Annotated in this window: 8 protein-coding genes and 2 tRNA genes; 7 read left to right on the forward strand and 3 right to left on the reverse strand. The window is 35.6% G+C overall.

What is annotated here, in order from left to right:
* Together DMB65_RS19720 and DMB65_RS19725 are read left to right on the forward strand one after the other, a co-directional pair.
* Nucleotides 1–873, forward strand: an 873-nt coding sequence (locus tag DMB65_RS19720; protein ID WP_133249521.1) for a T9SS type A sorting domain-containing protein, incomplete at its 5' end; no start/stop codon positions are given.
* A 166-nt stretch (nt 874–1,039) separates the two neighbouring features.
* A complete protein-coding gene (locus DMB65_RS19725; RefSeq protein WP_110308353.1) occupies nt 1,040–1,873 on the forward strand; it encodes an outer membrane beta-barrel protein in 834 nt (277 codons plus the stop codon).
* A gap of 252 nt (nt 1,874–2,125) precedes the next feature.
* Here DMB65_RS19725 and DMB65_RS19730 read toward each other — a convergent pair whose 3' ends face one another.
* The 3 genes from DMB65_RS19730 to DMB65_RS19740 all read right to left on the reverse strand — a co-directional run bounded on the left by DMB65_RS19730 (nt 2,126) and on the right by DMB65_RS19740 (nt 3,241).
* Nucleotides 2,126–2,833 (reverse strand): transposase, encoded by a 708-nt coding sequence (locus DMB65_RS19730; RefSeq protein ID WP_123955369.1) that lies wholly within the window; start codon nt 2,831–2,833, stop codon nt 2,126–2,128.
* Between the two features lie 170 nt (nt 2,834–3,003).
* Nucleotides 3,004–3,084: transfer RNA gene (locus tag DMB65_RS19735), tRNA-Tyr, on the reverse strand.
* A 79-nt stretch (nt 3,085–3,163) separates the two neighbouring features.
* Nucleotides 3,164–3,241: transfer RNA gene (locus tag DMB65_RS19740), tRNA-Val, on the reverse strand.
* A gap of 265 nt (nt 3,242–3,506) precedes the next feature.
* Between DMB65_RS19740 and DMB65_RS19745 the strand changes: the two genes are divergently transcribed.
* The 5 genes from DMB65_RS19745 to DMB65_RS19765 all read left to right on the forward strand — a co-directional run bounded on the left by DMB65_RS19745 (nt 3,507) and on the right by DMB65_RS19765 (nt 12,242).
* Nucleotides 3,507–5,297: an ABC transporter ATP-binding protein gene (locus DMB65_RS19745; protein WP_110308355.1), complete on the forward strand. Its 1,791-nt coding sequence runs from the start codon at nt 3,507–3,509 to the stop codon at nt 5,295–5,297.
* 401 nt (nt 5,298–5,698) lie between these two features.
* Nucleotides 5,699–6,757 carry an efflux RND transporter periplasmic adaptor subunit gene (locus DMB65_RS19750; protein WP_110308356.1) on the forward strand — a complete coding sequence of 353 codons (1,059 nt, stop codon included), beginning with the start codon at nt 5,699–5,701 and terminating at the stop codon, nt 6,755–6,757.
* Nucleotides 6,758–6,864: 107 nt separating this feature from the next.
* The gene (locus DMB65_RS19755; protein ID WP_110308357.1) at nt 6,865–9,963 is read left to right on the forward strand and encodes an efflux RND transporter permease subunit; all 3,099 of its coding nucleotides are present in this window, start codon (nt 6,865–6,867) and stop codon (nt 9,961–9,963) included.
* Nucleotides 9,964–10,042: 79 nt separating this feature from the next.
* A complete protein-coding gene (locus DMB65_RS19760) occupies nt 10,043–11,353 on the forward strand; it encodes a TolC family protein (RefSeq protein ID WP_110308358.1) in 1,311 nt (436 codons plus the stop codon).
* A 25-nt stretch (nt 11,354–11,378) separates the two neighbouring features.
* The gene (locus DMB65_RS19765) at nt 11,379–12,242 is read left to right on the forward strand and encodes a bestrophin family protein (protein WP_110308359.1); all 864 of its coding nucleotides are present in this window, start codon (nt 11,379–11,381) and stop codon (nt 12,240–12,242) included.
* Nucleotides 12,243–12,327 lie beyond the last annotated feature (85 nt).

Genomic DNA, 12,327 nt, shown 5'->3' on the forward strand with positions numbered 1-12,327 from the left:
AGTGGTGATTCTTTCACAGGAGCTTTAAGCAGAACTGCTGGAGAGAATGTGGGTGTTTACGCTATCACACAAGGTAATTTAAGTGCCGGTGGAAATTATACCATTATGTATAATGGCTCTAATTTTATTATTACAAAAGCAGATCAGGTAATTACCTGGAATGAGACTTTGGAATTAGGTTGTAATGGAGAGACTAGTATTGTTTTGAATGCTGTTGCTAATAGTGGTTTAGCAGTAAATTATACTTCTTCTAATACTAACATTGCTACTGTTTCAAATAATTCATTAATTTTTCAAAATTATGGGTCGGCGACTATAACAGCATCACAACCAGGCAACATGAATTACAACGCAGCTCCGGCTGTAGTTTTACCAGTAGTATCTAGTCAGCCTAACCTGATTAGAAAACAGTTTGAAGATGTTATCTTCTTTGACAATAGTTCTAAGAGTTTTAAATCGTATAGCTGGTATAAAAATGGGGTTTTAGTTCCGGGACAAACTTTACAATATTTCAAAGAAAGTGGTCCCTTGAATGGAACTTATTATGCAGTAGCAACAAAACTAGACGGAACATTAATTACAACCTGTACCTTGACTTTATCTCCAACAATAGAAGAAGAGTACATAAGAATTGTTCCAAACCCTGTTAGAAGTAATGCGACTTTCCAATTGATAACGAATGTTAGTTCAGGCAGATTACAAAATGCACGTGTTGAACTTTATAATTTAACAGGTAACTTGCTGACTACTATTACAAACCCAAGTCAAAATACTATTGACATGAGTGCTCCGAGCGTTGAAGGAATTTATATTGTAAAAATGACCTTAGCAAATGGTAAATATTTTACAAAAAACCTTCTCGTTAAAAATTAAAAATAATTTACAGAATATGACATCCTCATTTTTAATGAATGAGGATGGATTATTCTAATTTAAAAACAAGTATGAAATCGTCATTAACAACAAATTTGTGTGAACAAAAAGCAAGGAGTAAAAAGGCGATAACGTATAGGGACACTAAAAAATAAATTTTACATCTATGAAACTCAATATTAAAAACATAATTGGAACTATAGCTTTCTTAATTTCCCAAGGAATAGCTGCACAGTTTTATGTAGGTATACAGTCGGGAATAGGAAATATTCAGAGTGATATTACTGGTATACAAACAGCTAATCGCCTTGGCGGAGCCGTAAAAGCAGGTTATATCTACTCTTTAAATACTCATTTTGGTATCGGTTCAGGGCTAGAGTTCTCACAATACAAACAAGAAGTTTCTTTGTCTCAGCCTTCTGCAACACTCACTAGTTTTGAAGTTGATGCTTCCACTTCGGCATTTGTTTATAACGTTACAACCAACAATTATAGAGAAAAACAAACTTTACATGCTCTGCAAATCCCTCTTTTTGTCCAGTATAAAACAAATATTAATAAGGGGATTGATTTTAATTTTAGAGCCGGAGCTAAATATTTTTTACCTGTAAACTATAAAATTAAAGCAACAGCCGATTACGTAAATGGTAGCGCTTATTATCCAGATGTAAACCTGACTATTGATGATTTACCAGAATATGGTTTTGGTAGCCAGGATAATTATTCCTCATCAGGAGAGTATAAAACCAAAGGAATTATAATGAGTTCTTTTGAGTTAGGATTTACATTTGATGTAGGCAGAAAGAATTCGTTATATGCGGCAATGTTTCTGGAAAATGGATATGGTTCAATTTTAGACCAAAACAAGAATGAATCCTATATTGGTTATAACCCAACATCTGCATCTGATAGGGAAACTAATGGATTGTATAGTACGGATAAAGATGCTGAAATTAAACCTGTAGCTTTTGGTGTAACACTAGGATGGAATTTTAAATAATCTGTATAGTTTTTTTAGGACGGCACATTATAGTTATTTTATGACGACACACCCTTGAATTTCATGTATAGATAAGGCATAGATAAAGCATGGATAGTGCATGAATAATACATGAAAAAAAATTGTGCTTCTCTAATTGTATTTTAAGGTTTGCCGGTAATGCTTTTTCAGCAGCAATAGTAGTATATTTATAATCCGGCTTTTGTAATTGCCCAACGAATTGTTCTACTAAAATTTCTTCGGATTACTTAATCATTTCTTATGGTTTAATTTATCATTTTCCCACACGATCGGATTTTGTATAATGTAATTCGCTATTCTTTGATATTCAAAATCATTTCTGACAATATGGTCGTGGTAATTGGGTTGAAAAAAATGATTTTGTTTATTGTATTTTGGTATTGGTAAATGATGTTCGTCAATATAATCATCAATTTTGGTATTTACCGCCGATTTGAATCCGGCAATAAACGATGAAATGGATTTGGGTAATCGGACAGGACGATTCGGTTTTATGGATTGCAATTGTTGAACCACACCGTTGGGGTGTAGAACCGCACGGCCGTGCGGTTCTACAACGTACCCGTGCGGTTTTACGTTGTCGCCGTGCGATTTTACATTATCAATCAGATCGTTTGATTCATTGCCGGAATCACATATTTCCACAATCATATGTAAATGGTTAGGCATTATGATACATTCGTGCAAAAACAATTCATTACGAATTTCAAATGATTTCAAAAATTCATTTTCTACAATTTTGCCCATTTCGGATAATTGTATTTCCCCGGCGATAATATCACCCAAAACACATTCCCTGTTTTGGGTCACAATGGTAAGAAAATACAAGGCATTTGAAGAATAATCCCAATGACGTAATCGGTGTGATCCTATTCTATATTTATTCCTGAATTTAGCCATTTCAAAATGATAGTCTGCGAAAATAAATAAATTATACAAATTCTATAATCATTTATCTTACAAATCCTGATTGAAGTACTATCTAAAGTGGATTAATTGAAAGTGGAGGATTCGTAAAAAGAGTAGATAATCTGAGAAAATCTTAATCCATAAGTTTAGGAAATAAAAAAACTCCAAAATCGCAAGACTTTGGAGTTTTTGGTACTTTGTGGGGAGAGCAGGATTCGAACCTGCGAAGTTCACACAGCAGATTTACAGTCTGCCCTCGTTGGCCGCTTGAGTATCTCCCCAAATTTGAGTGTGAATCTACAATCTTTCAACACTCTGAAAATCGTAAAAAAAAACTCCTCAATTTCTTAAGGAGTTTCTTGGTGGGCGATGAGGGGTTCGAACCCCCGACCCCCTCGGTGTAAACGAGGTGCTCTGAACCAGCTGAGCTAATCGCCCTATTTTACTAGGCTGCTATCATTTTGTGATTGCGAGTGCAAATATACACCTAGAATTTGTATTTGCAAGCCTTTTTGATAAAAAATATAAAATAAAATTCACGAATACTTTTAGAAAGCTATTATTCAGCTCTTTAAAAACGAAATAAAATTGCGCCTTGTCTTAGCATTTAGTTAAAAACGAAATCCGAAAAGCTAATTTTAATTATTCCTTTTGTATTCACTTACTATAGTCATACATTTGCATACCTTAATTGTATACTCAAATGGCAAGATTTCAGGAAAATGATTTACCGAAAGCTAAATTAGACGCTAACTCCCTTCAAAAAGCAATCCGAATTTTTAAATATGCTAAAAACCACAAATGGAAATTTTTCCTCGGTCTGGTTTTTTTACTCTTAACCAGTGCTACTGCCCTCGCCTTTCCGAAATTAATGGGAATGCTGGTCGATTGTGTAACCAATAAAGATCTCGATAAAGCAAATGAAATTGCAATCGCCCTAATGGGAATTCTGGTTTTACAGGCCATATTTTCGTTTTTCAGAATTTCTCTTTTCGTCAATTTTACTGAAAATTCTCTATCCAATATTCGGTTTGCACTGTATGAAAATCTGGTCAAACTTCCCATGTCTTTTTATGCTCAAAAACGAGTGGGAGAATTGAACAGCCGGATCAGTGCTGATATTTCGCAATTGCAGGATACTTTTACTACAACAATAGCCGAGTTTCTTCGCCAGTTTATTTTAATTATTGGCGGGTTTGTTATTTTAGGAAATATTAGCCCAAAACTAACACTGATGATGTTGGCCATTGTTCCCGTTGTTGCTGTTGCTGCTGTTATATTTGGAAGGTTTATTCGCAAATACGGGAAAAAAACGCAGGACAAAGTAGCCGAAAGCCAGGTCATTGTGGAAGAAACGTTACAGGGAATCACCAATGTAAAAGCTTTTGCTAATGAATGGTACGAAATTCAGCGTTATAAAAACAAAATCAAAGAAATTGTAAAAATCGCAATCAAAGGCGGTCAGTACAGAGGTTATTTTGCTTCGTTTATTATCTTATGCCTTTTTGGATGTGTGGTTGCTGTTGTCTGGTACGGCATTACCTTAACGATAAAAGGTGAAGTTGAAGGCGTTGGTGATTTAATTTCGTTTGTACTTTATACCACATTCATTGGTGCTTCTTTTGGCGGAATAGCCGAAATGTATGCACAGATTCAAAAAGCGGTGGGAGCCACTGAACGTGTTTTTGAATTACTGGAAGAAACTCCTGAAGCGATTAATGCTAATCCAAAAGCATTTCCTATAGAAAAAATCAAAGGCAATGTAACTTTCAAAAATGTAGCTTTCAGTTATCCGTCAAGAAAAGAAGTTGAAGTTCTTAAAAATGTAAGCTTCACAGCTGGTTTTGGTCAGAAGATTGCGCTTGTAGGGCCAAGTGGCGCCGGAAAATCGACTATCTCCTCATTATTACTACGTTTCCATGATATTACTTCCGGAGAAATTTTAGTAGATGAGAAAAATATTTATGATTATGATCTGGAAAACCTTCGCGGCAATATGAGCATCGTTCCGCAGGATGTGATTTTATTTGGAGGAACCATCCGGGAAAATATTGCCTACGGAAAACCGGATGCTTCTGATGAAGAAATAATGCTGGCAGCGAAACAAGCCAATGCACTGAACTTTGTGGAAGGCTTTCCAGAAAAATTTGAAACCCTGGTGGGTGAACGTGGTGTAAAATTATCAGGTGGTCAACGTCAGCGTATTGCAATCGCAAGGGCTTTATTAAAAAACCCAAGTATTTTAATTTTGGACGAAGCTACTTCTTCTTTAGACAGTGAAAGCGAAAAATTAGTACAGGAAGCCTTAGAGGTTTTAATGGAAGGAAGAACTAGTATTATTATCGCGCACCGTCTTTCGACCATTAGAAACGCTGACAAAATTTTAGTTCTGGATAATGGAAGAATCACCGAAGAAGGAACACATCAGGAGCTGATAAATCTTGAAAACGGCATTTATAAAAACCTGAGCAATCTGCAGTTTAGCAATTCTTAGCAGGTTTCGAAAATCAGTAATTCAAATGCAACAGAACATCGACCGTTTTGTTGCATTTTTTTTCAGTTACACAAACGAAATATCAATAATAATGGCAAAACGGTAAAGGAAACAAAATCTTTTTTTGCCCCAAAAGCCCTAGCCCTGAAAGCGACATCCTTTTGTGCCGGGGTTCGGCATAAAAGATACAGCGTACAACAGGATTAGCTTTTTAAAATGATTTAAAAAAAACGATATTTCAATTAAACTTTTTTTCAAAACTTAAGTCATAAACTTTCATGTCCAAAAAACACTTGTACGTACAAGTGTTAAATAAACAGTAAGCCCTTTTGTTTTGCTACCAAAAAACTAAATTTGTAATTTCCAATTCAATACCTAAAACATATTTACCATAAATTTTCATGAAAGTAAAAAATCTAATTTACGCCTTTATAATTATAGTCCTGGGAGGATTTATCGCCTACCGTGTGATCTCTAACAAAAAGAAAAACGACGAATCTAAAAAATTTGGGGATAAAGACAAACCAACAACCGTTACCGGAGTCGTAGTTAAAACCTCTATTTTTGATAATACTTTATCTTTATCAGGATCTATCGAAGCGAATGAGCAGGTAGAAATTCACAGTGAAATTTCTGGAATTGTTGAAGGCATTTATTTTACCGAAGGTAGTTATGTAACCAAAGGTCAGGTTCTTTTTAAGGTAAATGATACTGAGTTGCGTGCACAACTCAGACAGGCTCAGACAAAAGAAGGTCTGGCGGGTGAAAATAAAAGAAGAGCCAAATTATTATTAGAAAAAGAAGCTATCAGCCAGGAAGAATTTGATGTTGCCAACGCCGATTATGCTTCCGCAAAAGCGCAGACCCAGTTAATCAGGGCTCAAATTGCCAAAACTGCTGTTAAAGCGCCTTTTTCAGGAAAAATAGGTTTACGTTCAATTTCTCCTGGAACTTATATAACTCCTACAGTTTTAGTAGCAAAACTGGTCAATACCGGCAAATTAAAAATTACCTTTTCTATTCCTGAAAAATATGCTGCTCAGGTTACATCAGGTTCTGTTATTGATTTTACAGTTTCAGGATCAGATAAAATTTATAAAGCAAAAATATATGCAATCGAACCAGAAGTAGAAGTGGCAACCCGTACTTTGAAAATACGTGCCATTGCAGAGAATACTGATGGTAAACTGTTCCCGGGAACATTTGCAGACGTAAAATTACCTTTAAATATCATTAAGGATGCAATCCTAATTCCTTCGGAAGCTATAGTTCCAATTCAGGATGGCAAAAAAGTTTATATTGCCAATATGGGCAAAGCCAAAGAAATTAAAGTGGATGCAACTACCAGAACAGATGCTTCAGTTTTAATTTTATCCGGATTAAAAGCAGGCGACACTTTAATCACAAGTGGTGTTATGTCCTTAAAAGATGAAGCTCCGATAAAAGTTAAAGTTAAGTAATTTTAAGTTATGAGTTTGGAGTTATAAGTTTTGAAATTGATATTATCATTTCAGGACTAATAATTCGTAATTCATAATTCATAACTAATATTTTATAATTCAACAAAATGAGTTTATCAACTACAAGTATAAAGAGGCCTGTTTTAACGATTGTACTGAACCTTCTGATCATTTTATTCGGTTTCATCGGGTATACTTTTTTGGGGGTTCGTGAATTTCCGTCAATTGATCCGGCGCAGGTTTCGATCAGAACCAATTATACGGGGGCTAATTCTGATATTATTGAGTCCCAAATTACTGAACCATTAGAAAAAGCTGTAAATGCAATCGACGGAATTCGAAATATTACATCATCGAGTAATCAGGGAAGCAGTACTATTACAATCGAATTTAATTTAGACAAAAATCTTGAAGAGGCTGCAAATGATGTTCGCGACAAGGTTTCGCAGGCTGTTAGAAATTTACCTCAGGATATTGATGCACCACCGGTTGTATCAAAAGCTGATGCCGATAGTGAATCTATTATTTCGATGACAGTCCAGAGTGATACCCGAAACTCATTAGAATTAAGTGATTATGCCGAAAATGTAATTTCCCAGCGTTTAGAAACTATTCCGGGAGTAAGCGGTGTTCAGATTTGGGGACAAAAACGCTACGCCATGCGTTTGTGGATAGACCCTGTAAAATTAACCGCTTATAAATGCACCGTTGCAGACGTACGTAATGCTCTGAATGCACAAAATGTAGAACTGCCTTCAGGAAAACTAACCGGTAACAATACCGAATTAACCGTAAAAACGATTGGAAACTTATCCAGTGCCGAAGCATTCAATAATATTATAGTTCGTACAGACGGAGATAAAATTGTTCGTTTAAGTGATGTTGGGGGTGCCGAATTAGGGCCTGAAAACATTGAGACGTCATTAAAATCATCAGGACTTCCGATGATTGGTATGGCCATTGTACCTATGCCGGGAGCCAATTACCTTGATATTTCATCTGAATTTTATAAAAAATACGAAACCCTTAAAAAAGACTTACCAAAAGACATCAAACTAAATATCGCTCTAGATAATACTCAGTTTGTAAAAAAATCAGTATTAGAGGTTGTCGAAACTTTGGGCATTTCTATCCTGTTAGTAATCATTATTATTTATCTTTTTTTTAGAGATTGGGCAATTGCTTTCAGACCCTTAATTGATATTCCCGTATCCCTGATTGCCACATTTTTCATTATGTGGATGCTCGGATTTTCTATAAATGTATTAACCTTGCTGGCGATTGTATTAGCAACTGGTCTTGTGGTTGATGACGGAATTGTGGTAACCGAGAATATCTTCAAAAAGGTAGAAGAGGGAATGTCACCAATTGAAGCGGCAATTAAAGGTTCTAACGAGATTTTTTATGCTGTAATCTCTATTTCTGTAACGCTGGCAGCTGTATTTTTACCTGTAATTTTTTTAGAAGGCTTCGTAGGAAGGCTTTTTAGGGAATTTGGTGTTGTCATTGGTTCTGCTGTTTTAATTTCTGCCTTTGTATCCCTCACTTTAACGCCAATGCTAAATGCTTATCTGATGAAAGGCGGTGAACAGAAAAAATCTAAATTCTACGTTAGGACTGAGCCTTTCTTTGAAAAAATGAATAGCACTTATGCAGAAAGCCTTTCTAAATTTATGGATCGAAAATGGATCAGCTTCCCAATCCTGATTGTTTGTTTCGGATTGATTTATCTGTTTTTTACCATCCTTCCAAAAGAAACAGCACCTTATGACGACCGAAGTTCTGTAACGATGCGAATGACAACTCCAGAAGGTTCTTCGTATGAATATACAGATCGTTTTATGCAGGAAATTTCAAAGCTGGCAGATGATTCTGTCCCTGAGAAAAAAGTAAGTCTGGTTGTTACGGCACCTAGCTTTGGAGCTTCTGCAACAAATACAGGGTTTATCAGACTTTCTCTTAAAGAACCTGATCAGAGAGAACGTTCTCAAAAAGACATTGCAGACAAATTAACAAAATGGACAAAACAATATCCGAATGCCAAAACATCTGTAATCCAACAACCCACAATTGCTGTTAACAGACGTGGAGGACTGCCTATTCAGTACATCATTCAGGCTCCGACTTTTGAAAAGTTACGAGAAAAAATTCCTGTTTTCATGGAGGAGGTCGGTAAAAGCGACTTATTCTCAATTACCGATGTAAATCTTAAATTTAACAAACCGGAAATAAATGTCAGTATTGATCGTGAAAAAGCAGAAAGTTTAGGGATTTCTATCATTGATATAGCCCAGACTTTACAGCTTTCCTTAAGCGGTCAGCGCTTTGGCTATTTCATTAAAAACGGAAAACAATATCAGGTTATTGGTCAGTTCGATCAAAAAGACCGTTCGAAACCATTGGATTTAACCTCTATGTTTGTAAAAAATAAAAGCGGAGAATTGATTCAGATGGATAATGTTGTAAAAATAGAGGAACAAAGTAATCCTCCGCAGCTCTACCACAATAACCGATACATGTCGGCAACTGTTTCGGCAGGTTTGGCACCCGGCAAAAGCATCAGCGACGGTATTGAAGAAATGGACAGAATTAAAGCTAAAGTCCTGGATCAGAGTTTTACCACGGATTTAAGTGGGGAATCGAGGGATTTTGTGGAAAGTAGTTCTAATACTTCATTCGCCTTTGGGTTGGCTTTACTGCTTATCTTCCTGATTTTAGCGGCTCAGTTTGAAAGTTTTATTGATCCTTTTATCATCATCCTGACAGTACCAATGGCAGTTGCGGGAGCGCTGTTCTCCTTGTGGCTCTTTGGTCAGACCTGGAATATTTTCAGTCAGATTGGTACTGTAATGCTTATTGGTCTGGTTACCAAAAATGGTATTTTGATCGTAGAATTTGCCAATCAGCTCCGCGAGCAGGGAAAATCAAAATATGATGCGATTATGGAAGCTTCGGAGGCGCGTTTGCGTCCTATTCTAATGACGAGTCTGGCTATTGCATTAGGAGCTTTACCAATCGCAATGTCGCTGGGAGCTGCTTCTACAAGCCGAATCGGAATGGGAGTTGTTATCGTAGGGGGCACCATTTTTTCTTTGGCACTGACACTTTTTGTAATTCCGGCCATTTATCTGATGTGGTCGAAAGCCCGTAAGCATTATCCGGAATTTGACCATATTGAAGCATACGAAAGAGAAAGCAAGGTATAGATTCTTAATTTTTGAAATAAAATATCAAGAGTTTTGAATTGTAGAGTTTACAATACAATTCAAAACCAAAATTTATAATATGAAAACTAAAACAATATTAAAAAGCCTTATTTTATTTTTGTTTTGTATAGCAAAAAGTAATGCTCAGGAACTCCTGACTATTGAAGAAGCGATGAAAATAGCTTTAGAAAATAATTTTGAAATTAAAATTGCCAAAAACAATTTAAAGATCAGCGAAACGAATGTTACCCTCGGAAATGCCGGAATGTTGCCAGTCGCCACTGCTTCGGTTACAGACAACAACAGTATTCAAAATTCATCCCAAACCCGTCAGGACGGAACATCTGTCTCTTTGGATAATGCTAAAAACAACAATTTAAACTATGGAGTAAGCCTTGGCTGGACTGTTTTTGACGGAATGAAAATGTTTGCCCGTTTAGATCAGCTGAAAGAGCTGCAAAAGTTAGGCGATTCAGAATTAAAAAGAACAATTTTAATTAAAATCGGTCAGGTTAATTCGGCTTATTTTGATCTAGTTCAACAGCAGCAACAACTGGCAGCCTTAGATACCACCATTGTAATTTCAAAGCAAAGATTAGAATTGGCACAAAACCGTTTCACTATTGGAAAAGCTTCAAAATTAGAAGTTCTAAATGCTCAGGTGGACTTAAATACGGATCAGGTTACTTTATTAAAACAAAAAGAAGCATACGCAAATTCTAAAATTTTACTGAACCAATATCTGGCACGTGATCCAAAAACAGTTTTTACTGTTTCTAATGTCATTACAGTTGATCATAGTCTGGTTTTAGCTGATTTGATGGATTTGGCACAAAAACAAAATCCTGCATTAGAAGCTCAGGTCATTAATAAACGAATTGCCGAATTAGAGCTAAAACAAATAAAAGCAGACCGATACCCTGTAGTAAACCTAACCTCCGGTTATAATTTTGCCGAAAGTCAGTCGAGTTTAGGATTTACAAGTCAAACCTCAGCAAGGGGTTTAAATTATGGTTTTAATGCAACTTTAAATATTTTTGACGGTTTTAATCAGCATCGAAATGAAAAAGTGGCAAAATTGGAAATTGAAAACTCACAAATCGCTATTGAACAACAAAACATGATTTTAAATACACAAATCAGCACTGCTTTTCAAACCTATCTGACCCATCTTGAATTAATTGATCTGGAAGAGGACAACGAAGCAATAGCAAAACAAAACCTGCAGATTACGCTGGATAAATTTAGAATAGGAACCATTACTACACTTGATTTCAGAGCGGCTCAATTAAATTATGTCAATGCAAAAGTGCGGTACAGCAATGCGCAATATCAGGCAAAATTATCTGAAATTGCTTTGAAAGAATTAGCAGGAAATATTCGTTTTTGACCTCAACTTAATTTAAAATTTTCATATGACTTCGTACAACCCAAAAGACTGGTTTAGTTTTATTTTTCATTTAAGTAAAGCAGATACATTTCGCAAATTAATTCCTGTAATGTTTTTTATAGGGATCTACTGTAGCGGAATTGCGTATCTCGAAATAGAATATTGGGCTTTACCAGAAGACAGTCATGTTAAAAACATCTCAATAATGCACGGAATGTTAGGTTTTGTAATTTCATTATTGTTGGCATATCGAACTAATACGGCATACGATCGATGGTGGGAAGGGAGACGTATGTGGGGAAATCTGGTAAACAGCAGCCGCAATCTGGCGATTAAACTTTCTGCCGTTTTAACAGATGAAAAAGACAGGACTTTTTTTAGAAAAATAATCCCTGGCTATGCCTCTATCTTAAATAAACATTTGAAAGACGAAGAAACAGGTAAACAACTTTTCGATGATGTTGATTTAGAAATTGATCATCATAAACACAGACCCAATCAGATAGCTAAAATAATGTACCAAAAAATACAGGATCTTTATTCTGCCAAAAAAATTTCAGGTGATCAATTAATAATCCTTAATAATGAATTAACCTCTTTTACAGATATTTGTGGTGCATGTGAACGAATCAAAAACACACCTATACCCTACTCTTACAGTGCCTTTATCAAAAAATTCATTTTTATTTATGTCCTTACATTGCCCTTTGCATATGTTTTTACCTTAGGCTATTATGTAATTCCTGTTGTGGTTTTTATTTTTTATGTTTTGGCTAGTTTAGAATTAATTGCCGAAGAAATTGAAGATCCGTTTGGTATGGATGCCAATGACTTGCCTACGCAAAAAATATCGGAAAACATCAAAAAACATGTAGAAGAATTAATTTAATCTCAAAGCAAAAAAAGACAAGACTATAAAAACAAATTTTATAAGAATCGGTACAACTTGTAACACCCCTTAAAATGCACTTGCT

This window comes from Flavobacterium cheongpyeongense (genome assembly GCF_003202435.1).
GTDB lineage: Bacteria > Bacteroidota > Bacteroidia > Flavobacteriales > Flavobacteriaceae > Flavobacterium > Flavobacterium cheongpyeongense.